This window comes from Shewanella sp. POL2 (assembly GCF_000282755.1).
Lineage (GTDB): Bacteria > Pseudomonadota > Gammaproteobacteria > Enterobacterales > Shewanellaceae > Shewanella > Shewanella xiamenensis.
Genome location: NZ_AKZL01000012.1, coordinates 52,569 through 75,239, shown reverse-complemented (window position 1 = coordinate 75,239; position 22,671 = coordinate 52,569). Strand labels below are relative to the sequence as shown.

Annotated in this window: 20 protein-coding genes and 1 pseudogene; 10 read left to right on the top strand and 11 right to left on the bottom strand. The window is 46.5% G+C overall.

Features of this window, described 5'->3' with window-relative positions; genetic code table 11:
• Nucleotides 1-199 precede the first annotated feature (199 nt).
• Nucleotides 200-2,317 (top strand): diguanylate cyclase PdgA, encoded by a 2,118-nt coding sequence (gene pdgA / locus SHEWPOL2_RS05030; protein WP_037426685.1) that lies wholly within the window; start codon nucleotides 200-202, stop codon nucleotides 2,315-2,317.
• A 299-nt stretch (nucleotides 2,318-2,616) separates the two neighbouring features.
• Here pdgA and SHEWPOL2_RS05025 read toward each other — a convergent pair whose 3' ends face one another.
• Together SHEWPOL2_RS05025 and SHEWPOL2_RS05020 are read right to left on the bottom strand one after the other, a co-directional pair.
• Nucleotides 2,617-3,210, bottom strand: coding sequence for a tRNA-uridine aminocarboxypropyltransferase (locus SHEWPOL2_RS05025; protein ID WP_037423561.1), 594 nt, complete (start codon nucleotides 3,208-3,210; stop codon nucleotides 2,617-2,619).
• A 125-nt stretch (nucleotides 3,211-3,335) separates the two neighbouring features.
• Nucleotides 3,336-4,544: a multidrug effflux MFS transporter gene (locus SHEWPOL2_RS05020; protein WP_037423563.1), complete on the bottom strand. Its 1,209-nt coding sequence runs from the start codon at nucleotides 4,542-4,544 to the stop codon at nucleotides 3,336-3,338.
• 115 nt (nucleotides 4,545-4,659) lie between these two features.
• Between SHEWPOL2_RS05020 and SHEWPOL2_RS05015 the strand changes: the two genes are divergently transcribed.
• Nucleotides 4,660-5,625, top strand: a complete 966-nt coding sequence (locus tag SHEWPOL2_RS05015) for a LysR family transcriptional regulator (protein ID WP_037426682.1) — start codon at nucleotides 4,660-4,662, stop codon at nucleotides 5,623-5,625.
• A 62-nt stretch (nucleotides 5,626-5,687) separates the two neighbouring features.
• Here the strand turns inward: SHEWPOL2_RS05015 and SHEWPOL2_RS05010 are convergent, their stop codons facing one another.
• A complete protein-coding gene (locus tag SHEWPOL2_RS05010; protein WP_037426680.1) occupies nucleotides 5,688-7,559 on the bottom strand; it encodes a methyl-accepting chemotaxis protein in 1,872 nt (623 codons plus the stop codon).
• 443 nt (nucleotides 7,560-8,002) lie between these two features.
• On the opposite strand from SHEWPOL2_RS05010, the gene SHEWPOL2_RS05005 reads away from it, so the two are divergent.
• Entirely contained in the window at nucleotides 8,003-8,353 is a 351-nt protein-coding gene (locus SHEWPOL2_RS05005; protein ID WP_037426678.1) for a hypothetical protein, read from the top strand.
• Nucleotides 8,354-8,355: 2 nt separating this feature from the next.
• On the opposite strand, the gene SHEWPOL2_RS05000 is transcribed toward SHEWPOL2_RS05005, so the two are convergent.
• Together SHEWPOL2_RS05000 and SHEWPOL2_RS04995 are read right to left on the bottom strand one after the other, a co-directional pair.
• Entirely contained in the window at nucleotides 8,356-9,810 is a 1,455-nt protein-coding gene (locus tag SHEWPOL2_RS05000; protein ID WP_037426676.1) for a DUF4145 domain-containing protein, read from the bottom strand.
• 36 nt (nucleotides 9,811-9,846) lie between these two features.
• Nucleotides 9,847-10,554, bottom strand: a complete 708-nt coding sequence (locus SHEWPOL2_RS04995) for a hypothetical protein (protein ID WP_037426674.1) — start codon at nucleotides 10,552-10,554, stop codon at nucleotides 9,847-9,849.
• Nucleotides 10,555-10,744: 190 nt separating this feature from the next.
• Here SHEWPOL2_RS04995 and SHEWPOL2_RS04990 point away from each other — a divergent pair, with 190 nt between their 5' ends.
• Both SHEWPOL2_RS04990 and SHEWPOL2_RS04985 read left to right on the top strand, forming a co-directional pair.
• Nucleotides 10,745-11,272 carry a DUF2780 domain-containing protein gene (locus SHEWPOL2_RS04990; RefSeq protein ID WP_037423580.1) on the top strand — a complete coding sequence of 176 codons (528 nt, stop codon included), beginning with the start codon at nucleotides 10,745-10,747 and terminating at the stop codon, nucleotides 11,270-11,272.
• A gap of 94 nt (nucleotides 11,273-11,366) precedes the next feature.
• Nucleotides 11,367-11,825: a TerB family tellurite resistance protein gene (locus tag SHEWPOL2_RS04985; protein ID WP_037423583.1), complete on the top strand. Its 459-nt coding sequence runs from the start codon at nucleotides 11,367-11,369 to the stop codon at nucleotides 11,823-11,825.
• A gap of 89 nt (nucleotides 11,826-11,914) precedes the next feature.
• Here the strand turns inward: SHEWPOL2_RS04985 and SHEWPOL2_RS04980 are convergent.
• Nucleotides 11,915-12,734, bottom strand: a pseudogene (locus tag SHEWPOL2_RS04980) (HDOD domain-containing protein).
• Nucleotides 12,735-13,051: 317 nt separating this feature from the next.
• Between SHEWPOL2_RS04980 and SHEWPOL2_RS04975 the strand changes: the two are divergent.
• Nucleotides 13,052-13,663: an energy transducer TonB gene (locus SHEWPOL2_RS04975; protein ID WP_037426672.1), complete on the top strand. Its 612-nt coding sequence runs from the start codon at nucleotides 13,052-13,054 to the stop codon at nucleotides 13,661-13,663.
• A 64-nt stretch (nucleotides 13,664-13,727) separates the two neighbouring features.
• Here the strand turns inward: SHEWPOL2_RS04975 and yjeH are convergent, their stop codons facing one another.
• Nucleotides 13,728-14,996 carry an L-methionine/branched-chain amino acid transporter gene (gene yjeH, locus SHEWPOL2_RS04970; RefSeq protein WP_037426670.1) on the bottom strand — a complete coding sequence of 423 codons (1,269 nt, stop codon included), beginning with the start codon at nucleotides 14,994-14,996 and terminating at the stop codon, nucleotides 13,728-13,730.
• Nucleotides 14,997-15,207: 211 nt separating this feature from the next.
• Between yjeH and SHEWPOL2_RS04965 the strand changes: the two genes are divergently transcribed.
• Nucleotides 15,208-15,639 carry an Lrp/AsnC family transcriptional regulator gene (locus SHEWPOL2_RS04965; RefSeq protein ID WP_037426668.1) on the top strand — a complete coding sequence of 144 codons (432 nt, stop codon included), beginning with the start codon at nucleotides 15,208-15,210 and terminating at the stop codon, nucleotides 15,637-15,639.
• 268 nt (nucleotides 15,640-15,907) lie between these two features.
• Here SHEWPOL2_RS04965 and nrfD read toward each other — a convergent pair whose 3' ends face one another.
• From nrfD to SHEWPOL2_RS04945, 4 genes are all read right to left on the bottom strand, one after another.
• Complete coding sequence (gene nrfD, locus SHEWPOL2_RS04960; RefSeq protein ID WP_037423597.1) at nucleotides 15,908-16,849, bottom strand: cytochrome c nitrite reductase subunit NrfD; 942 nt, start codon at nucleotides 16,847-16,849, stop codon at nucleotides 15,908-15,910.
• Nucleotides 16,846-17,532: a 4Fe-4S dicluster domain-containing protein gene (locus tag SHEWPOL2_RS04955; protein WP_037423601.1), complete on the bottom strand. Its 687-nt coding sequence runs from the start codon at nucleotides 17,530-17,532 to the stop codon at nucleotides 16,846-16,848. The genes nrfD and SHEWPOL2_RS04955 overlap by 4 nt, the downstream gene beginning before the upstream one ends.
• 4 nt (nucleotides 17,533-17,536) lie before the next feature.
• The gene (locus SHEWPOL2_RS04950; RefSeq protein ID WP_037426665.1) at nucleotides 17,537-18,001 is read right to left on the bottom strand and encodes a nitrite reductase; all 465 of its coding nucleotides are present in this window, start codon (nucleotides 17,999-18,001) and stop codon (nucleotides 17,537-17,539) included.
• A 77-nt stretch (nucleotides 18,002-18,078) separates the two neighbouring features.
• Nucleotides 18,079-18,555, bottom strand: a complete 477-nt coding sequence (locus tag SHEWPOL2_RS04945) for a DUF2726 domain-containing protein (protein WP_037423607.1) — start codon at nucleotides 18,553-18,555, stop codon at nucleotides 18,079-18,081.
• A gap of 412 nt (nucleotides 18,556-18,967) precedes the next feature.
• Here SHEWPOL2_RS04945 and SHEWPOL2_RS04940 point away from each other — a divergent pair, with 412 nt between their 5' ends.
• From SHEWPOL2_RS04940 to menH, 3 genes are all read left to right on the top strand, one after another.
• Nucleotides 18,968-19,936 (top strand): LysR family transcriptional regulator, encoded by a 969-nt coding sequence (locus SHEWPOL2_RS04940; protein WP_037426662.1) that lies wholly within the window; start codon nucleotides 18,968-18,970, stop codon nucleotides 19,934-19,936.
• A 176-nt stretch (nucleotides 19,937-20,112) separates the two neighbouring features.
• On the top strand, nucleotides 20,113-21,834 hold the full coding sequence (gene menD / locus SHEWPOL2_RS04935; RefSeq protein WP_037426659.1) for a 2-succinyl-5-enolpyruvyl-6-hydroxy-3-cyclohexene-1-carboxylic-acid synthase: 1,722 nt from the start codon (nucleotides 20,113-20,115) through the stop codon (nucleotides 21,832-21,834).
• Entirely contained in the window at nucleotides 21,834-22,634 is an 801-nt protein-coding gene (gene menH / locus SHEWPOL2_RS04930) for a 2-succinyl-6-hydroxy-2,4-cyclohexadiene-1-carboxylate synthase (RefSeq protein WP_037426656.1), read from the top strand. Before menD ends, menH begins: the two co-directional genes overlap by 1 nt.
• Nucleotides 22,635-22,671: the final 37 nt, after the last annotated feature.

Below are 22,671 nucleotides of genomic sequence, written 5' to 3'. Positions count from 1 at the left end.
TTTGCCGTGATGAGTTAGCATGATTTTCGCTGAAGTAAATCAAATGAACCTATCTTAAACTGTTATTTTTTAATTTATATTTGAGCAAAACATCGATTCGGTTTATTTTTAACCCCATATGAATGATGTACGATTTGATATAAACAAAAACTAAGGGAAAGGATGTGACCTTAATCTGTGTCACCGAGGGAGTATCCTAATGATTCGATGGCAGCACTTGCTAAATAAACTCACAACAGATGATCCGCTGTTGCAAGAGAAAATCTCTATTTGGCGAGCCCATCCCCATAAAACACCCCTCGCGCTGATCCAAGGCTTTAGTTTTATTAGCGCAAACAGTGCCACCTTAGACTACTTTGGTACTGAATATGACACCTTTGTCAATGCCACACCTTATGATTTTTCCCCTAGAATTCAATCATCTGGGCGTAACAGTGTTGAATTTGCGCGGGAGATGATCCTTGAAGCCGTCTCGGGGGTTAATGTCGAATTCAGTTGGCTCCACCTTAATCATCAAGGGAATGAACTGCCCACCCGAGTAAACCTCTATCGTTGTTATTTACAGCAACAACCTGTTGTACTGGTCGAGTTACAAGCATTAAACCGTAGAACTCAAGTCAGGCCAGCCATTGCCGATGGTTTTGCCCATATCCCGAAAGAAATCCTCTCGACGACCTTGGAAGAAAGTGCCGAGGCCGTTTATATCACCGACACCGACAATAAGGTATTGGCGGTCAATAAGGCGATGTGCCGTATTTGTGGCTATAGCGCGGAACAATTAATCAATAAAACGCCCGATTTTTTAGAAGCCAACCCGCTTAATCTCAGTGAACAAAGCGAGTGTTTGCAGGCCTTAAAACAGCGCGGGTTTTGGCAGGGTGAAGCCTTAAAACAACGCTCAGATGGCAGCACGTTTCCCGCATGGCAAAGTAGTCGGCGCATCGCTGCGGATGGCATTCAATATCATGTGAATATCTTTAGTGATATCAGCACCAAAAAGCTGCTCGAGACACAACTTACCACCCGCGCCATGTATGATACGTTAACGGGGTTACCAAATCGTTTTCATCTTAAACAGATACTTAATGGCGCACTTGAGAAATTAAAAGACGATCCTCTCGCCCTCGGCGCACTGATGTTTTTAGACCTCAACGGCTTTAAAAATATCAATGACAGCTTTGGCCATTCAATGGGCGATAGAGTATTACAACTCGTTGCCGCCCGTTTAGAAGCGGGTTGTATCGAAAAAGCGGATATTGCCCGTATGGGTGGGGACGAATTTACCTTAGTGCTACAAGATTGTAGTTGTAAGGAAGAAATACAAGAGTTCGCAGAGCAAATTTTAAGTTTATTCGACAGTCCGTTCGAAATCGAAGGGCAAAAGTTTTTCCTCGGTACCAGTATTGGTATCGCGCTGTTTCCTACACACGGTGATCAGGCTGGCCAACTGATTAGTTTGGCCGACACCGCCATGTATTGCGCAAAGAAGAACCAGCCTCATTTAGTGTTTTATGATAAAGCGATGAGCCAAGCCGCTGAGCTTAAGTTAAAACTCATCAATAATCTCAGGCATGCCCACAGTTTAAAGCAGTTTAAACTCGCCTATCAGGCCATTGTGGATTTGCACACCAACACCCCCATTGGTGCAGAGGCACTACTGCGCTGGCAAAAGTCTCCCAGCGAGCATTATGAGGCAGCTGAGTTTGTGCCTTTATTGGAGGAAACGGGGCTCATTGTCAGCATAGGACAATGGGTACTCGAACAAGCCTGCAAGCAAGCATCACTATGGCGCGCACAATATCAGCCCGATTTTAAGATTTCGGTTAACGTCTCTCCGTTGCAATTAGAGCATGTAGACTTTGTCGGCCAAGTCGTCAGTGCGCTGGAAATAGTCGCCCTTCCCGCTGAAGCCTTAATTTTAGAAATCACCGAATCTGCACTGCTACGCCAACCAGAACAGGCGCGCTATACGCTAGAGCGTATTAAAGCCTTAGGTGTAGGCATTGCCATTGATGACTTTGGTACTGGCCTTTCTTCTTTAAGTCGCTTAGGTACCTTGCCCATTGATAGTGTCAAGATTGATGCTGAGTTTGTTCTACGTTTGAACGATGTATCAGGCCAAAAACTCTGCCATGCCATTGTGCAATTAGCACAGGCGCTCAACATTCACTTTGTGGCGGAAGGCATTGAGACACAACAGCAAAAAGACATTATTACCCATATGGGACAAGGCTTTGCCCAAGGCTTTTTATTTGGTTATCCAAGTTATGTTGAGCAGTTTACTCAGTCCTATTTAGCCGAGAAATACATTGCTTAAATAGAGACGATTAAAGGCGCTTAAACACAGTGACTGATTGTTTATTAAGATAATATGGATTGGCTATCGATAGGCTCGATAGCCCTGCCAGCACACCATAAAATATGGAATCACTCCCCTGCAAAGCAATTGGCTGGCAAAGCTATCTCATCATTTGCTGTGCAAATGAATCGTCACTATTAAACCTTGTTTTACGTTACGTTAGCGTGATCTGAATAAGATTTTAACTATTTTAATTCGTACAGAGTCTCAAAAATGCAAAAAATGAAAATCACTTGCCGCAATTCTAAAAAGTGAAATTAATCATAGCGCAACCTCACCTCTGCGGGCATCGCCTGCAATCGCATCGCAACCATAGCATCAAAGGCGACCAATAACGGGTTCACATCTAAACCCTCATCAAGCGCTTTTAACATGTAAGCACACGCCTCCAAGGTTGAGAGACTATCGCTGCGGCTTGATTTGCGGATCTTGTATCTTGACGTATAGCCTTCGGCCAAATGCACTGCCGGAAATTGTGTTAACCATGGATTTAATTGCAAGATTTTAAAGGCTTTTCTCCAGGTACCATCGATTAATAGCAACACACAATCAGCGCATATAGACTGACTTTCAACACTCGCGCTCTGCTCAGAGGGATATACAAGATAAACAGGGCGCTGACATCGGCTTAATTGCTCCCGCAGCGAGGCAAAATCCGCTTCAGACTCACCCACATATACTTGAGTATTGGGTATCACTAGGCTTAACACCCTAACACTATTCTTTTTATGTTCGACTTCAGAGGGGTGCTGTAATACCAAGAGCTGCGTCTGCGGTTTTATCTGCTGTACATGGGAGCATAAGCACGCATTGATTGGATAACAGCAAGTAGGGCAATAATGGCGGCTCAAAGCGCGTTCTCGATAAACAATTTCTAGCAGTATAGCAGCTTGAATTATCCCTAAAAAATGCCCGTAGCGATGGTCAAATAAGCTACGGGCAAAGGGTGTTTCTTTAATTAGCCGATTAGGGCGTATTAATGCTCGGCGGCTAACTGCTCTTGGTGCCAGTGGTCGAATCGGCTTAACGCCATCATTGACAGTAAGCCGATAGAGAAAAATCCCATCACTAACGCCACCGCATAGGGTGCAGTCAGGCTTGTTTGCTGCACTAGGCCTGCAATCACTGATGCGCCACTCATTTGGATAAAACCTAACATTGCCGTTGCCGTTCCTGCTCGCTCGCCAAAGGCAGAAAGCGCCATACTGGTTGCTGGGCCTAACAAGAATGCAAAACCAATACACAACAACATCATAGGCAACATAAAGGCAAAAGCAGCAGCCATTCCTACACTCGGGCCAAAGGCTTGCGCTGTGACAATTAATATCGCCGAGAGCACCAGCAGAGCTAATGCGAAGATCGCGGTGGGACGATTACCTAATTTACGGATCACTACTGGCGCAACAAAACAAGCGGCAATATTGACCAATGCATTCAATCCAAATAACCCACTAAAGGCCAGCTCGGATACCCCTAGATGGCCGATAAGCCATACGGGAGAGTAAGACACATAACTTAAAATCGCCGCCATCGCCGACATACAGGCAAAGGCATAGAACAAGAAATGGGTATTGCTCAGCACCGGCTTATAACGGCTCCAACGATAAAGAGGGCCAGTACTAACGGTATTGGCTGGACGAGTTTCGGGTAGACGATAGCCGACCAAGAGCATCATTAAAATCGCGTACAAGGTCATAAATACAAAGGTTGATCGCCAGCCAAACTGCATGGCCAATAGACCCCCTAAGGTTGGCGCCAGAGCAGGGATCACGCAGATAGCCCCATTTAAGTAACTGTAAATCTTGGCGCCTTCTTTTGGTGAGTAACAATCGCGCACTGCACTAAAGACCACAATGGAGGTCGAACAGGCAGCCAAACCTTGTAATACCCGGGCAATTTGTAACCAATGGAATTCAATCGCGGCGGCCGCAAGCAAACTGCTGGCGCCATATAACAACACGCCAAAGAGTGCCACAGGGCGACGACCATAACGGTCTGCTAATGGGCCAATCAATATCTGCCCGACGCCCATAGCAAATAAAAATAATACCAGTGTCGACTGCACTTCGCTGGCAGATACGGCGAACTCTGCCGCCATGGTGGGCATAGAAGGTAAGTAAATATCAATTGCCAATGGGCTGAGTAGCACCAAAGACATCAAAATAGGTAACAAATTGCGCCGCATAACATGTATCTCGGTTTAACAGTAAAAGGTATTTCAGTGGGCGGTAGTTTAAATAACTCAAGGTATGAACAGAAATGGTATAATTTCCAAAGTGAATTTCCTTTGAGGAATATCTATGAATCTCGACAACTTAGCCAGAATCGACCTCAACCTACTGGTGATATTGAAGGTTTTGCTCGAAGAGCAAAGTGTCACCCGCGCAGCGAGCCGATTACACATTAGCCAGTCGGCGTTGAGCAAGAGCTTGAATCGCCTGCGAGAAACGTTAGATGATCCCCTATTCCAACGTACTGCCCATGGCCTAAAACCCACAGCGCATGCGCTCAATATTGGACAAAAGCTGCCGAATATTCTGCAGGACTTATATCAACTGACTCAGCCACCGACGTTTACTCCAGCCAGCAGTAATAGGCAGTTTTCCTTTGCCATGGTCGAAAGTGCCTACGAAACCTTGATCCCCTATTTTATAGGTCCACTATTAAATAGTGCGCCCAATATCAAGCTCGATTCCTATGTCTGGACCGAAAAATCTATGCATGACTTGCAGCAAGGGCAAATTGACTTTGGGATTTCAGGACGGGATCTACACCCGCTCTCAGATTCACACACTGACCGACTGCCAGAAGGCATTGCCTGCCAAACCCTGTTTACCGACAGACAGGTATGTTTGGTGCGCCAAGCTCATCCCTTGATGGCCGCTCTCACCTCGCCCCAATGGGATTTATCCTTGTACTTAGAGATGGCGCATGTGCAAGTGCGCTGTGAAGGGAGTGATTGGTGGGCGCTGGATTATTTTCTGGCAGACTTAGGGCACAGGCGCAAAATTAGCACCACTGTGCCAGACTTTTATGGCGCGGCGAGTGTTTGCGCCCACAGTGATTTGATTTTTACCTTACCTTCTAGCTTTGCCCTACATGCCTGTAAACTCTATCCATTAAAGCTGTTGCCTTTACCCTTTGAGTTTATGCCAATGGCCTATGTGTTACTGTGGCATCAACGCAACGATGAAGATCAAGGCCATAAATGGATGCGCGACACTATCTGCCAAAGTGTCGAAAAGCTGATGCTGCCGCAGGGTTAATGGAGTGACCAATAAACAGCCCAGAACACTGACGTATTCTGGGCTGTTTTATTCAAGCAAACTTACAGAATAAACGTTGCGACCTGCGCATTAAGATCATTAGCACGCGCCTTTAATGCCTGAGCTTGGGTCAGATCCGACTTCGCTGCTTCGGTAATTTCGTCGGTCACATCCTTAATGGCCACCGTATTTTGAGTGATTTCACCCGTTACTTGGGTTTGCTCTTCAGCTGCGGTCGCAATTTGGCCTGCCATATCCGAAATCACATGTACGGCTTGAGTAATCTCCTCCAGCGCCTTCGCTGCGGCATTAGCATCTTCAACACTATGACCCGCTAACACTTGGCTGCTTTCCATCAAACTCACCGCCTTCGCCGTTGTACGTTGCAGAGTTTCAATGGTCGCATGTACTTCTTGGGTCGAATCTTGTGTTCGGCGTGATAACACCCGCACTTCATCGGCCACCACCGCAAAGCCACGGCCCTGCTCACCCGCACGGGCAGCCTCAATCGCCGCATTGAGGGCTAACAGGTTAGTCTGCTCAGCAATCCCTTGAATTGTCGCTAAAATGCTAGAAATCGACTGAGCGTGACGACTTAAATCTTCAATGACCTCAGTTGCTTGAGTGACTTCATCCGCTAAAGAATTAATCGAACTACGGGTCTTATTAACTAACTCTTTCCCTTGGAAGCTGCTCGCTGCTGATTGCTGCGCAGCTGTAGCGGTATTTTCCGCATTCGCGGCAATTTCATTAGTAGCACTTGCCATTTCGGTTACGGCGGTCGCGACCATGGCAACTTCTTGTTGCTGGCGCTGTAATTCGGCCACGGCAATATGGTTAGTTTTGAGACTACGCTCTGCGTCCGCATCCAGTTCACTGGCCAACTGACGAATATGGCTGATGAGCTGATGCTGACTGCCGACAAATCGGTTAAAGCTGTCGGCCAGTACGCCCACTTCATCTTGCGTATCAACCTCAATACGTTGGGTTAAATCGCCATTACCATCGGCAATACGCGCTAGCGCCTGCGATACACGTCCAAGCGGACCTAGCAATAGATTCACCAACCAAGAAATTGCCAATACGCTCAGTAATAGCATCAAGGCCGACAGCCCCAATTGGGTCAGCAGTAAATTAGTTAATGGCGCCTCAAGCGTCTCTTTGTCCAGTACTATCACTAATTCCCAATCGGTATTGGGAATATCGACACCCCAAACTAACTTATCGCGGCCTTCGTTTTCGAAATACATTGGCAGCCATGTGCTGGCCTGACGGCTCTGCTGGGGTAAATTATGATTAAGGTCGTTGTCAATATCGCTAACGGGTTTCATCGCCTTAGAGGCATCTTTGTAAGCGATGACAGTGCCATCTTTGTGCAGCATGATTGCATGACCATTGGCTGGTAAGGTCATGCGATTGACACTTTCAACCAAACTCGCAATCGACAGGTCGCCCCCAACCACACCTTGTGAAACCGCCTGCGCCATAGTGACCACTAACACATTGTAAGCTACGTCAACATAAGGTTTGGTGAGAATAAGACCGCGCTCATTTATCGCTTGTTTATACCAAGGGCGCGCTCTCGGATCGTAACCCGTACGGTCTATGCTTGGATCGGAGTCCAGCATCTGCCCCGCTTGTGTACCGTAGTAAGTGAGTTGGAATCGCCCCGAAGCTTGCGCCTGCTGTAATGCGTTTAAACTGTCACCTTCAACTTTAACGGCTAACGCCCCTACGATATCCTGACGCCCAGCTAACCACTCTTGAATGCGCTCAGCCTGTTGATCACCCAGTCGCTGCACCTGCTCCAAACTATTTTGCAACAACAATGACTTTTGACTGGAATAACTTTGCCACGACAGCAAGCCAATCACGAGGGAAAGCGCAATCACGACCGAAATCAGGATCTTTTGTTTAAGCGAGTATGAGTTCATGTTGGTATCTATGGTTTTACAGCTTTGAAGGAAGAAGTGGTAAGATTGGTTGGCACTTACTGTAATAAATTTACAGTGTTAGCCAAAACCAATCAAAAATTCGGCTAAATTTTCGCACATGTTACAGCGCAAACAAAGAATCACTCGTCACCAAATTAATAAATAATTAAGCAAAAACATAAAGATAACCAATTAAAACCTGAGCAACACCAAATAACAACCCAAAGCTCACATCAACCACAAGCCACCAACAAACTAAAGTCATGGACGTAAAAGAACGTAAATTAACCCAAATTAACGTGACGCAATCCGTTTATTTATTGCACACTGAACGTCCATAACATTGGGGAAAGAGGCTTCTCTAACATAGCAATTTGGCCAAGCCCGTTATCAAATACTGGGCGACTCACCTTCAGCCTCACCCATTTTGATTAGGAGTTCTTATGATTTATCAACAATTTCAACAGAGCCCATTTCAGCCACGCATTTCAGGAGCACGGGCTTGGTTAGCGATGGCAATCAGTGTCAGTCTAATCTGTTTATCTCTGTTTTTATTACCTTTTGTGCTTTTATTTGGCGCAATTGCTCTAGGCTGCTTAGTGCTATTTAGTCGTATTTATGTAGCACGCCAATTGAGTAAGTTTAATCGTGAGCAAGCGCGCCGAGCGCAGGCACAAGCGAGCGAGGCGACTAGCCAAACGTCAACGTTTAATCAAACCGCGAATGTTGTGCGTGAACCCCATGCAACTCAGTACCGAGGTCGTATCTTCGAACATCAAAAAGAGGAAGAGTAGCCCTAAGCGCTTAGCAGATCCTTGGCGCGATTAAGGGTATGAATTTCACCGGGATCTTGAGTGATCTTCAGTACAGTATCGATTTGTAAAACAAGCGATTGCCAAAGAGGCTCGATGATCTCAGCCTCTTTGCTATTGGCATGACGGCGCGCTAGATTTAGCAGCGCCGCAGAACCCACCACATCAATGCGTCCCAAAATGCCGTCGGCCAATGCCATACTCAGCTCAATCATGGCAGGCACACTGTGACCATATTTAATGACCTCACGCAGATAGCGCTCAGCCTGACTCACATCGCCACCCAAGCCACTTTCATCATTTAGCATATGTTGCGCACGGGTAAGCATGGCATCGAGCTGACCTTGCTCTGCCGCTTCGGCCATCCAATACTCACTCGCGATAGGATCTCGCTGACAACCATCACCATTGGCGAGCATTAAGGCCAAATGATATTGGGCATGGGGATAACCCGCCTGCGCCGCTTTACTTATAAAATGATAGGCTTGCGGTAAATCCTTGGTTTGATAGTAAAGCACACCTAAATTCGCCATGGCTTCGGTTTGCTCACCTTCGGCCGCCAGCTGTAAAAAGTGTTTCGCTTGGGCTAAATCCGGCTTAAATGACTCACTGCCCACTAGGTAGAAATAGCCAAGCAGCGCCATCGCATTGACCACGCCAGCCTCAGCCGCAGTAGCTATCGCAGCCTCGCCTTTAATGGCATCGGCCTCTCCCTGATAGCCATGGATTAAACTCACTCCATGCTCATAGAGGGCTTGCATATGGGTTGGGGCTGCAAGGGCAAACCAGTAGGCAGCCTTAGCAAAAGTATCACTGGCTTTTTGTGCGACAGCTTTTACTACTGGGCTATCGTCTTCAGTACCATAGTACTGATCGACGAGGGCAAGCTCCTGCTCCTTAAGCATTAATGCTTTGGTTTTAAAAGAGATCCCCACAAGATACTGCGCATTGGAATCATCCTCCATCACCGCGCGGTAACAGAGATCTTTAACCGTTATCGCATCGCTGGCTTGAAAGCGGTATGCAGGCGCCTCGCAGCCAACCATCTTCGGATACAGATGCTCGACTAAAGCGAGTACATCTTTAATGGCTTTTTGGGCCAAGGCGAGTAACTGCTCTTGGGTAAGATGATATTTTTCAGGGTGAGCGCCACGGTTACCATCAGCACGCAGGCGATGCAACGCTCTGGTGGTCTTCACATCGATCAGCCGTTTTTGATTTAACAGCTCAATACGATCATAGAGATTGGGGCTAGCAAAGGACACCGCTTTACTCTGCCCTAGCAAGTCAGTCAGCCTATGGGTAAAACTGCGAATATGCAGTAATGACTGAGTAGGCACATCCTGCACATAGTTTTTAGCATTGAGGTAATCATCAAGAAGCGAGGCCGAAAACCCTTGGATAAATTCACTATCCAGTAACTCAGCCTCAGTCCCCATAAATGCTTACCTCAAATTGAATTTGCTCAGTTGATATTATTCCGCAGTTGGCTTTTTAGACACCATATACAAACGGAACAATGCCAAGTTTACGAATAACCCAATAAACGCCATAAAGGTATCCGCGAGCAATTGCACAGGCAAGCCACCAAAAGATGCCGCTGCTGAAAGCTGGCTACCAACTACAGAAAGCGGTAAGTAAAGCATCAATAACGCAATGGTTTTTAACACAATCGGGCCACTAAAGCTAAAGCTTGCCTTAATCGCTTCCAGCGGAGTTAAACGCTCAACCACCACCATAAAGTTCACATAGGCTAGGCGAGCAAACAGATAAAAGCTAATAACGAGTCCCACTAACCACATAGGGCCAAACGCTGCAAATAGCATCACTGGCGCTAAAATGGCCAGTCCAGAGAATACGCCAGCCAAGAGTAAAGTTGGCACAAAGGGTAAACTGGCTTTCAGTACCATACCAGCTGATGGATTATGCCCTTGGGATCTCAGTTCTAAAAACAGCGTTAACGCCGCAATCAATACCGAGAAGAGCAGCAGAAGGAGCATCATAGCAATCATGTGTGATGCGCCAAACTGCGGGTTTTCCAGATCAACTTTGCTCATCTCTGTGCCAAGCCATAGCTGAATACCAACCTGCACTAATAACAGTGGCACCGTCAGCATGGCAAGCTGAGTGAGATGATTACGGAAAAAGTTATAAGCTTCGGTCAAAATTGCGGATAGTGACATGCGCCTTTCCAAAATAATTGAAGTAAATTAACACCGTGAATTGTCGCTAAGGATACCCAAAATCCCGCCCCAATGCACAACACAAATCACCTGAGTGAACCGTAAATCACAGAAAAGGGCTGCAACAAAAGTCTCAAAGCCGTTACACTGTCCACTTTATTGCGCGCAAACCGTCAAAGGATGCCACTCTATGAAACACACTTTCACACTCTCTATTCTGATTAGCGCCACACTTTTAGCCACTCCCACCAGTGCAAGCTGGTTAGATAACCTTGCAGGAACACCAGCAAAAACAGAGAAAGTGGCAACAGGTAGCGTCACCCAATCCAACGCATTAGTTGGCAGCGTGATGTCGCAACTCGGACTGAACCAAACCCAAGCCGAAGGCGGTTTAGGTAGTCTGTTAGGCCTAGCACAATCGAGTCTAGGTTCGAATGATTACACCAAACTAGCTGCCAGTATCCCTAATGCCGACAGCCTATTAGCCGCAGCACCTAAACTTGATGCGAACTCAGGCGTTTCTGGCCTGTTGTCTAAGGCTGGCAATATTGGCTCTTCTCTGCAAGGTAGCGCAATGGTGTTAGATGCCTTTGAAAAACTAGGTATTTCTAAAGAATTAGCCATGCCAATGATCAATATTGCCAAGTCTTATCTTGAGACAAATGGCGCCGAAGGCAGCTCAGATCTGCTGATGAAGGGTTTAAATACTCTGCTATAAATGTCGCCCCACCCTAAGCCTATGCTTAGGGTGAACTTTAACGTGAAAAATCACTCTATCTAGTTATTCCTTCTTGCCAGAGCAGTGCCACTTTATGATTGCGAAGCTGAAACGATTCCTTCAATCCCACACCCATGCCATCTCTCCAGAGGAGAAAGCCCACCAGCTAAAATTAGCGGCGGCGAGCATGTTGCTCGAAGTGGTATATGCCGATGAAACCCTCGCCGCAGAAGAAAGAGCACTATTGCCTAAGCTTCTGACAGAGACCCTATCGATGTCGGCGCAGGATGCTAATGATTTAATTGAAGAGGCCAAAAAAGCCCAAGGTAATGCCACCTCATTATTTGAGTTTACCAATACCATTAATGCCGAATTTAGCTTGGAGCAAAAGCAACAGCTGCTATTAGCCATGTGGCAACTAGCCTATGCCGACGGGCAACTGTCACAGTATGAAGATCAGATCATCCGCCGTACCGCTGATTTGCTGTATCTCAAACACAGCGAACTTATTCAGATGCGCAATCAAGCCATCGAGGCCCAAGTGGCACGCTAAAAGCAAACCATAAAAAAGCATGAATCGCAGTACTGCCATTCATGCTTTTGAATCAAGGTTATAGATTGCCGTTTGCTGTTCCAGCTGGCTTAGGCAAGCGCCTTACCAATCTCAAAACCGACGCCTCTTAGCTCCGTTAACTTAGTCCGAAGCCCACCCATTTCCATTTTTAAGCCTTTTTTAGTCGCAAGCTGCGATAGCCAACTGGTTTTATCGTCATCCTCAATAGTGTCCCAGTCCGCTAATACTTTGTGGGATAAACACAACAAAGCTGCCAATTTAGAAAATGGATTCGAATCCTTAGGATGATCTTGGTAGAGAATGCCTTGCACCAATGCTGGGGTAAATTTCCAATTTTGAGCCAACAAAGCACCAATATCGGGGGAATCATAACCGAGGAGTTCTCGCTCAAAAGCATGCTTATCTTTACCCTGTGCGACAGCTTCGTTAATTTTTTCAGCATCTTCAGGGGAAATTGCCGCAATCAATAAATCACCAATACGGTGAAGGATGCCGCAGGTAAAAGCCTCGTCGGGCTGAACACCGCACCGTTTAGCCATCTCTTGGTTGTAGAGTGCAATTTCGAAGGTTTGTCCCCAAAACTGCGCTAAATCAACACCATTGCATTTAGGCACCGCCCCCATCACGGGCTAATACTAAGGTACGCAAGGTTTGCATTCCAAGGCGTACTACGGCTTCATCAATACTGCCCACCTCGCGACTGTGGCCGTAATAGGCGCAGTTAGCTAATCTGAGTACCTTGGCACTGATCAGGGGATCATGGGACACCTTAGTCGCAATATTTTTTACTGTAGCGTTGTCGTCGTTAACGACATCAAGCAGTTCACTGATTGCTTTAGGTAAACGGGGCAACTCATCAACTCGACTCAGTAGCGCAGCAGAATCCATATTTATTCTCCTTCTAGATGAATGATCAAAATATAGAACACAAAATCTCGCCTCGCTCTTAAGCTTATGAACACTTATGAGTTGAATGTGCAGCTTTTCAGTCAGTATTTAGCAATCGCAATCTTAGTGAAAATTCAGCCCGCCAATCATAAGAATGCCTCTGCAACACAGCAAAAATCACAGCAATTCGCGCTTTGCGTTATAGGTAAAGAGATTAGACTTGCTCAATAGTTAACCTTATTTGTAAATAAATATTTCAAATAATAAGCAATGGATGTTATAGATTAAATATTGTTCATCAATTGTAAGGAAGTACTATGGGCCAAAATGCACTTGTTAATCGCACCGGGATTATTATCGTTAGCGCACTGATCACCTTAGGTTTGTTCGTGTTTATGGCACAACTTATCCATAATCCACAGCCATTGAGCGGACAAACGTCAGATGCGCCGCAAATCAATATTTTGATGAGTGAACGAACACCTATCCCGCCAAAGGAAACTCGCAAACCCGAACCGCCAAAGCCCATCCCAACAAGGGAGCGGGTCACAACGCCGGGCGAAAGTGCTGAAGTGGTCGAATTTAGCCCCCAGACTTTTACCCCCGAAATGCCAATCCAAACGACATTCTTTAACCAATCGACTATCACCGCTGAGGCCTTACCCGTGGTGCAAGTGTCTCCTCGTTATCCGATTGAAGCAGCACAAAATGGTAAGGAAGGTTATGTGGTCGTAGGCTTTGATATTACTGCGGATGGTACGGTCAGCAATGTGCGCGTGCTCGATGCTAACCCGAAGCGAGTGTTTGATAAGGCGGCGCTTTCAGCAGTGCAAAACTGGAAATACAAACCTAAGTTTGATGCGGGCAAGGCCGTACCCCAATTAAATCAACAAGTACAACTCGATTTTAAACTGGATCAACAGATTTAAGACTCGCAGATCAGCACGCTTCAACCCTGCGTGCTGATCTGTCATTATTTGAATGACACCGGGATTAAGCAACCTTGTTAACCGCCAAGGCCCGCTTACGACTAATATGGCTCTTTTGCCACCACAAGAATGGGGCAACAAATAGGATTAACGCAAATACATAGGCCATGCTTGCCCCAAGCGCGATACCTAACGCTAAGCAGAAGCCACAACCTAATACCACTAAAGGTAAGTTGCGACGGGGCAATAATTTAGCAGCAGCTAACATCGCCATTAAGTAGATCACGACGAACACCCCGTTACTCCAGGCAATAAGATGTTCGAGTTCCTGACCCGTGATGTGAGTCAGCACTATCACACTCGCCATCACGCCAAGTAAGGCCGCCAAGGCACGGATCGGCACACCATGACGATTCTTAACCGCAAAGCAGCGCGGTAAAATACCTTCACAACTAAAACTCCATACAAGACGCGCAGCGCTGGCGGCATAGACGTTTACTGTGGCAAGGCCACTGGCAATTCCCAACACACCAATCACTTGCGCACCGTATCCCCCTAAAAGCGTATCGAATACACCAATCATCGCCACGCTTTTGTCAGTTGGCACTAACAGTAAAATCAGTGTGCAGGCCACATAAATAACCCCCACCAGCACAGTGCCCATCATCATCGCTGGGATCATATCCTGTTGTGGACGGCGGAAATCATCGGCGAGGTGAGTCATAGCCTCAATCCCCAAGAAGCTCCAAAAGGCGATACCTGCGGCAATCATAATGGTGGGGATTTCTGGCGTGCCATAGCTTGCTAATGAAGTTAAGTGCCCAGGTTGCACACTGCTCGCCCCGAATAACAGCACCACAATCGCCACAATACAAAGGGTTAAGCCAAATTGCAGTTTGGCCGAGACTTGAATACCACGAAGATTGAGCAGGAACAAGCCAAAAATAACGAACACCTCAGCGCCCACCTTGGACCAGCCATCGAGGGGAATGAGTGCATTAACAAACTGGAAAGTCATCAAAATCGCAGCGGGCGCGCCCATCGGCACGACCAACAAAAAAATGAGTCCGATAGTACGGCCTGCGGTACGCCCAAAAGCCTTTTCCACAAAATAAGCGGGACCCGCAGCATGGGGAAAGACACTCGCCAGTCGCCCAAAAATCAGCGCCACCGGAATAATGGCTAAGGTGAGGAGTGACCAAGCGATAAGCGCACCAGCATGGGCCTTGTCGATTGTCATTTGCGGGAGAATAAACACCCCAGTGCCCAGCAAAGTGGTGGCCATCAAGCCTGCACCTTGCCAACGTCCTATAGTTCCGCTATGTGAGTTCATCTGTTAACATTCAATGGTTTTGAAGCCGTCAGTATAGTGAGATTTTACGCCGCAATCTGCCGTCAATTTCGGTGTTCTTAGTGGTAAACGCCAGCACAATGACGGTAAAAAGCACTATTTCAGGCAAAATGACGGTGTAACTCAAGGCCTTATACTGAGTTGTACTTTTAGGCCGCCTCACTTGTTATACCCATTTTTATCGGAGTCTACGTTGGATAAGTTTGATACCGCCATCATCAATTGTTTGCGCCAAGATGCTCGCCAAAGTGTTTCCAGTATTGCAGAGCAGGTCAATCTTTCCCGTAGCGCGGTTGCCGAGCGGATAAAAAAACTTGAGCTAACTGGCGTGATCCGTGGCTATCAAGTATTGCTGAGCGAATCGCAAAAAGAGGGAGTGTCGGCCTACTTCGAAATCCAACATAAATGTCCCCGCTGCGCCGATGTGGTACACGTGTTCCATGCAATCCCCGAAGTAATTACCTGCCGTGGTATTTCCGGTGATATGGATTTGCTGGTGTATGTCCATGCCCCATCAATGCGCCGTCTGCATGAAATCCGCGAATATATCGATACTCACACCGATATCATCAAGATTAAAACCCATGTGGTGATGAGCGAGTGGATTAATAATACTGGCGAGTAACCTTGCGTGCCCCAAACAAGAAACGCCACCCCTAAGGAATAAAGGTGGCGAGGCCCTTGTGGAGGCAGGGCAAACAATACCTAAATATCAAATATGGCTTCCCTTCCCAATAACCTCCCTGTGACAGCAAATCGCGACAAGACAACGCACCTTTAATCACTTCAGCCAGCGTTATTAAAGGGAGTTAGCTCACGGTGCTTCCTTAGACACCGCTTCGCCATTCACCGTAATTCCTTCTTATCTATAACATTGAGCCAACCATGCTCAATCAAACGACCGTCATTTGCCCCGTGTAGAGAATAAAGTTACGCAGCAGTAGCACACCAATCAGACTTAAGCATGCGGTGCCTGCTACATAGGCCCACTTACGCTTTGACGTGGCTGTCATAAACAGGTTCATTGCCAAGGGGCCCGATAATCCGATCCCTACAATGCCAATCCAGAAAACCCATCCCCAGAAGCCATAACCTATCGCATTGAAAGCCGCAAATTTGCTTTGACCGCCTGACAACACTAAGCCCATAAAGAAGGTAAAAATCAGCACTATCTCCACCAAAATCAATGGGATTTCAACCTTATGGATAAAGTGAACTTCCTTGGCGTTAGGATTAGCATTAAGCAACACCCCACCCAGCAGAGAAAATGCCGCGCCGGATGAGAGTCCCGAAGCCAAAAACAGCAGTGGCAATACGGGGTTTTTCAACATCGGATAGCCGGGTAAAGCCGAGAGTAAAAAGCCAGTATAAGCCCCCAGCGCGAGGGAAAAGATCACCAATAAACCGGTAATCGTCGCCTCGAAGCGGCTAAGCCAAGCTGTCAACTTCAGCACTATGGGAAAGCGATTCTCACACCATGCATCAATGGGTTTACGGAATAACAAACCAATCCACATAAACATAAAGACTTGGTAGATGAGCAGGATCAACACACCCATCGACATCACAGACTTAGGATTGTAGAAGACTAATATCTTCCAAAAATCGAAGGGCTTAGTTAAGTCCAATACCAAGATGCCCAAACCCGCCATCACCGCCACGGGCGCCACAATACAGGCTGCCTGCACAAAGCCAGACTGGTAGGCATTATGTTTCAACACAAAATGCTTGAGTAACACCGCAAAGAACATGGCGCCAGCAGATGCCCCCGCTAAAAACAGGTAAATTGCAATTGGCCAATGCCACACTAGCGTATCAAAATGTAGGGCGCTCATATTGCCACCTCCCCTGATTTAGCCACAATGCGGAACAGTTTTGGCCGAGTGCCGAGGTCGACCTTAGCCCTTTGGGTTGGGTTAGCCTTTAGCACTTGTACCACCTGAGAAGTGGGATCTTTTAAGTTGCCAAAGACCAATGCCTTAGTCGGGCAGGCAGCGACACAGGCAGGTTGTTTACCTTGGGCGAGGTTTGTCTCACGGCAAAAATCGCATTTGTCCGCAGCGTGGGTAACAGGATTAATAAAACGAATTTTGTATGGGCAGGCTGCAATGCAATATTGGCAACCCACACACTTCCAAGCATCTACCGCCACAATGCCAGTCTCTTTATCGATAAAGGCGGCACCCGTTGGGCAAACATTGACGCAGGGCGCGTCTTCACAATGCTGGCAAGACTTACGACTGAAGTGATAAAACTGGTTCGGATATTCCCCATAGGGTCCAGTTTGCTCTATTTTTAATCGGGCAACACCCTCGGGCACTTTGTTGGTTTCACGGCAGGCAACTTCGCAAGCTCGACAGCCAATACACTTAGTTTCATCGTGGATCAGTGCGTATTTCACACTAGGTTCGGCTTTAGCCTCATTAGAGGCATTCACAGTAGCCAGTAATGTGCTACCCGATGCCCCTGCCAATAAGGCGCATGCTCCTTTGAGAAATCTTCTTTTTGAATTTTCCATAACCTTACTCCTGCTGGCCTGTATGGCAAGTACGGCACAGCTCACTGCGAACCTTAGGCGTCATCTCAGCCATAGGATCGGTTGGGCTATGTAATTTATGGCAAGCGGCACAGGCCACTTTTTGGGCATGCACATTATGCGTCCACTCTTGGGAGCTGAGTTTGGCTGGCATATGGCATTTTTGGCACACCTTTAATTGCACAGCAGCTTCGGATGCCTCATTTAATCCAAAAACCACTAAATCATTTGGTTTTTTGGGATGATCACCTTTTTCACCATGACAGCTTGAACAGGTCATTTTCATGGCATCCTGGCCGTGATGCCCTAACATTTGACCATTACGCTGATGACACTTCATGCAAGCATCACTATTAATTTGCTTAGCGGGTTCAGCACTTGTTGCGGAAAAACTGAGCAGCAATGCCATTGCACCCAAGCGTAATGACCACAGCCATTGTCGTGTAGACATAGCGAGTCCTCATATCAATTCATTGGGAAATAAAGAGGAAGTCAGGGTTCGGAGAACTCCGAACCCGACGAGCGTGGTCAAACGGCTAGCGCTTGCTTGAGACTTGTTGCATCCCACTGTTTATGCTGATTCATTTCAATAAAACCAATATTGAATTTGCTGAATAGCTTTTTCATGGGTGAATTGATTTGCTTACCGGCGTCGCTGATCACCATTTTGACTTCTGAAGAATCATGGTCAATCAACACATAGTCGAGACGGCATTCATGGTTTAAATCAGCATCGTGCTGGTCCATGTCAAATACAGTGTCGAGTGGAACATTGCAGCAGACATCGTATTTGCCTTCAACGACAGTTTTGAGTGATTTAAAAAAGTTGAAACTATCTTCATCAAATAACACTGGTTTGAGTTTCATTTCATGATGTGCAGCCTCCTCGGGATCCGCCCTAAAAAACTTAATGCAAGTCATGACAAACATTACAAACACAAATGGCACCGCGACGAATAGTACGAAGTACATAAACGCATAGCTGAGAATGACTGAAGTATTCATATACGCCTCCAATAACACAATTATATTTTTGTTTTCTCCTTTAAAGCACCTTCAGTATTATTGCAGACGGGATTTATTTTTTTGATCTTGATCACATGTTTAAATTCAAAATTAAACATAAACAACAAGTTAGGATACAGGACACATTACTGTATAGCGTAAATCTAAAATGCACATATTGATAATAGTTAATTAAAAAAATGAAATTGGCGTAACTGAATATCAAAAATTAAAATTTCAAATTAGTTTAATAATATTTTTTGAAATATAAAAAATCAAATTCTAAACCTATTGTTACATATAGATAAATTTAAGGTGCAAAACTTGGGATGGATTTCACATTAAATTAAATTAATAACACCATAATTAGGTGTTCTTTAAAGTATTTACTCAATATTAAGGAATATAAAAAATGCATATTAGTAACATGGATGGCCTCGATATTCTGAGTTTAAAAATACTTGTTTCATTATATGAGAACAAGTCTGCAACCTATGTATCAAAGGCATTAGATATCCCAGCCCCCAAAATAAGTCGTAGCCTTAAAAACCTGCGAGAAGTATTTGGTGATGAGCTTTTTATCCGAAAGAAATATGGCTTATTCCCCAATGAATTTGTCACGCACTTATACCCGATAGCGAAACAAACCATTGAATGTACAGAGAAGTTTCAAAAGGTACGAGCAGCCAATGTCAATCATGTTAAAACACATGTTGAGATTGCGGCCCCAGGCCTTATTGCCTATGCCTTCCCTAAAGCCTTAATGCAAGCTATCAAAGAAGAGCAAAAATCTATCCATATCAATATTACCCCTTGGTCACTGCATACCACGCAGGACATCATCAATGGTGATACCACCCTCGGTATTTGTTGCAATAAGAGTACCGCAGATGTCGCAGCCTATGGAGACAAATTACAAACCACAACACTGCAACGTATGGGTAAGGTGTATCTTATTGCTAGCCGGAATCACCCCATTTTTAAGCGAGAAATTACCTTAGAGACGATTGCAGAGTATCCCTATGTCAATACTGATCTCGGTAATCCCAGTACTCGCCTTAGCCCATATCAAGAATTCTGTATAAAAAATGGTATAAAACTCAATACTGAAATTACCATTACCAGTATTTCTAGTTTGTTTGAATATTTAGGAGAAAGCCAAACTATTTCTTTATTACCCTACCGAGTGGTTTATGAAATGGTGGCAGAAATACCCGAACTGCATACCTGTCAATTATCACAACTTGAGGCAGAACGTTTATACGCTGACACCGAAGCACCGACGATCTTCTTGGTGCAAAAGAATCAGCCCAATCGCACTAGCGAAGAGCTGGTGTGGCTCAGTGAACAAATAAAGAAAATTGTTGATAGCATTATTTAGCGATAAATACTTAACACGTTTTCATCTTATTATTCGAGGTGATAGGCATATTGTGCCTTAGCTTAGGCTCCACCTCACCGCTCCTCCGTGTCGTCCCAAGTTTTGTTAAGACGGGCATACATCTTAATCGTCAAACACGTTACACTAGGCCCATCTTTATCCTGATCGATCTTGCTATGCGAACCGAAAACACAGCCACACTTAATCTCATGTGGGGCGCACTGATTCTGGAAGAATTAGCACGTCTTGGTGTGCAGCATGTCTGCATGGCACCAGGCTCACGCTCAACCCCGTTAACTCTTGCAGCAGCCCAGCAAACCAAGCTGAAACGTCATTTGCATTTCGATGAGCGCGGCTTAGGTTTTATGGCCCTCGGATTAGCCAAAGCCAGCTGCGCCCCCGTGGCAATTATCACCACCTCAGGCACGGCCGTCGCCAACCTGTATCCTGCGATAGTCGAAGCTTGGCTCACCCATGTGCCTTTGATTGTCTTAAGCGGTGACAGACCGCCAGAATTACTCGGTTGTGGCGCTAACCAAGCCATAGTGCAGCCGGCGATTTTTGCCAATTACGCCCAGCAAGTAAACCTGCCGACGCCAGATGCACACATTGCACCGCAGATGTTGCTCACCACGCTTGATGAGGCCGTGGCCAATCAAACACGCCCTGTGCATATCAACTGTATGTACCGTGAGCCGCTATATCCGAGTGAATTAACTGCCACAATTCTCGATAGCGAATCGCCATACCTCAAGCCGCTGCAAACATGGCTGCAACAAGCACGTCCTTACACTCTTTATGGTAAGCGTGAACAATTAAGCAGCCCGAGCGAAGATGCCATTATGCGTTTCGTCCATGGTAAGGGCGTAATCATCGCGGGTACGCTCACGCCAGAGCAAGATCCACAGCAACTCATTGCGCTATCTCAAAAAATTGGCTGGCCGTTACTGACCGATGCTCAGTCGCAACTGCGACAACATCCGGCGGCGATTGGTAATATTGACCAACTACTGCAACATCCCAAGGCGCGCAATCTGTTACAAGAGGCAGACCGCGTGCTGGTGTTTGGTGGACGCTTATTGTCTAAGCGTTTGATTGCTTACCTTGCCGAACAAAACTGGCACAGTTACTGGCAAGTGCTGCCGCAGCAAGATAGGCTCGACCCAAGCCATAACGCTAAACACATTTGGCACGCCAACGCCGCCCAATTTGCATCGCTTAACTGGTATCGCTCTTCATCGGCGAATTGGGCTAATACCTTAGTTAGCTACAACGATGAATTGCATAGTTTATTCGTGCGCAATATTGATCAAGGTGAGTTTGGTGAAGCTCAGGTTATCCGCGCGATTGCCAATACACGACCACTGGAGCAGCAATTGTTTATCAGCAATAGCCTGCCGGTACGTTTGTACGATATGTACGCGCCAGTGAGCTGCTGCACTGCCACCACTTACACTAATCGCGGAGCCTCGGGGATCGATGGCTTACTGGCCACCGCCTGCGGTATTGCAGCGCACCAAGGTAAACCGACCAGCTTGATTATTGGGGATTTATCCCAGTTGCATGATCTCAACTCCTTTGCCATCGCACGCAATTTAACCAGTCCTCTGGTGATCATTATCCTCAACAACGATGGCGGTAATATCTTTAATCTCTTGCCCGTCCCCAATGAGGAACTGCGCAGTGATTACTATCGGTTAAGCCATGGTCTGGAATTTGGTTATGCCGCCGCTATGTTTAATCTTCCTTATAACCAAGTGGATAACTTAGCAGACTTCCAAAATAGCTATAATGAAGCGCTGGATTATCAGGGTGCTTCTGTCATCGAAGTCACCGTTAGCCAACACCAAGCCAGCGAGCAGATCGCCGCGCTGAATTTATGGGTGAAACAAAGCTAATGCCGACCGTGGCCCGTTATGGAGAGACAGCACAGCCAAACTTGGTCCTGATCCATGGTTTTTTAGGATCGAAGGCCGATTGGCTACCGCTGATCCCTAAACTCAGCCAACATTTTCACTGCATCTGCCTCGATTTACCCGGCCACGGCGACAATCAACCAGAAATCGCATCGACGCTCACTGATGGCTTCGACTTTTGTGTCCAAGACATTATCAGCCGCCTCGATCGCCTCGGTATTGAAGCGTTTTACCTCTATGGGTATTCCCTCGGTGGCCGGATTGCCTTACATCTTGCCCAAGCTTATCCGCAGCGAGTGTTGAGTTTGTGGCTAGAATCCTGTCATCCCGGGCTGACAAATACCGAAGAACAAGCCGCGCGCAGCAAGAGCGACAACCTGTGGGCCAAACGGCTGCAAAGCTTGAGTAGCAGGGATTTTTTACAGCTTTGGTATCAACAGTCCGTGTTTGCCGATATGCCCGACAAGGTGCGCAATGCCTTGATAGCAAAACGAGCTATGCAGCTCGACCAACATCCCAAACACATACTCAAGCAAATCTTTTTGGCGACCTCACTTGCCCGCCAAGCTTCACTTTGGGATCTACCTGCAAGCCTTGCTTGCGAATGCCATTTTTTTTCCGGCAGCCAGGATGCTAAATTCACGGCGATCGCAAAGGACTGGCAAGCACAACAACCCATCATCTTGCATCAGATTGAACAGGCGGGGCATAACATACATCAAGCCAATCCTGCGGGATTACTCGCCTGTATAAGAAGTTTGTTCGTCGAACGCTTGACGTAGAGATACACGCAAACAGACCGCTTTTAAATCGATAAAG

Coding starts and splice junctions, on each gene's coding strand:
- pdgA (WP_037426685.1), top strand. CDS start 200: ATGATTCGATGGCAGCACTTGCTAAATAAACTCACAACAGATGATCCG.
- SHEWPOL2_RS05020 (WP_037423563.1), bottom strand. CDS start 4,544: ATGCGGCGCAATTTGTTACCTATTTTGATGTCTTTGGTGCTACTCAGC.
- SHEWPOL2_RS05015 (WP_037426682.1), top strand. CDS start 4,660: ATGAATCTCGACAACTTAGCCAGAATCGACCTCAACCTACTGGTGATA.
- SHEWPOL2_RS05010 (WP_037426680.1), bottom strand. CDS start 7,559: ATGAACTCATACTCGCTTAAACAAAAGATCCTGATTTCGGTCGTGATT.
- SHEWPOL2_RS05005 (WP_037426678.1), top strand. CDS start 8,003: ATGATTTATCAACAATTTCAACAGAGCCCATTTCAGCCACGCATTTCA.
- SHEWPOL2_RS05000 (WP_037426676.1), bottom strand. CDS start 9,810: ATGGGGACTGAGGCTGAGTTACTGGATAGTGAATTTATCCAAGGGTTT.
- SHEWPOL2_RS04995 (WP_037426674.1), bottom strand. CDS start 10,554: ATGTCACTATCCGCAATTTTGACCGAAGCTTATAACTTTTTCCGTAAT.
- SHEWPOL2_RS04990 (WP_037423580.1), top strand. CDS start 10,745: ATGAAACACACTTTCACACTCTCTATTCTGATTAGCGCCACACTTTTA.
- SHEWPOL2_RS04985 (WP_037423583.1), top strand. CDS start 11,367: ATGATTGCGAAGCTGAAACGATTCCTTCAATCCCACACCCATGCCATC.
- SHEWPOL2_RS04975 (WP_037426672.1), top strand. CDS start 13,052: ATGGGCCAAAATGCACTTGTTAATCGCACCGGGATTATTATCGTTAGC.
- yjeH (WP_037426670.1), bottom strand. CDS start 14,996: ATGAACTCACATAGCGGAACTATAGGACGTTGGCAAGGTGCAGGCTTG.
- nrfD (WP_037423597.1), bottom strand. CDS start 16,849: ATGAGCGCCCTACATTTTGATACGCTAGTGTGGCATTGGCCAATTGCA.
- SHEWPOL2_RS04955 (WP_037423601.1), bottom strand. CDS start 17,532: ATGGAAAATTCAAAAAGAAGATTTCTCAAAGGAGCATGCGCCTTATTG.
- SHEWPOL2_RS04950 (WP_037426665.1), bottom strand. CDS start 18,001: ATGTCTACACGACAATGGCTGTGGTCATTACGCTTGGGTGCAATGGCA.
- SHEWPOL2_RS04945 (WP_037423607.1), bottom strand. CDS start 18,555: ATGAATACTTCAGTCATTCTCAGCTATGCGTTTATGTACTTCGTACTA.
- SHEWPOL2_RS04940 (WP_037426662.1), top strand. CDS start 18,968: ATGCATATTAGTAACATGGATGGCCTCGATATTCTGAGTTTAAAAATA.
- menD (WP_037426659.1), top strand. CDS start 20,113: ATGCGAACCGAAAACACAGCCACACTTAATCTCATGTGGGGCGCACTG.
- menH (WP_037426656.1), top strand. CDS start 21,834: ATGCCGACCGTGGCCCGTTATGGAGAGACAGCACAGCCAAACTTGGTC.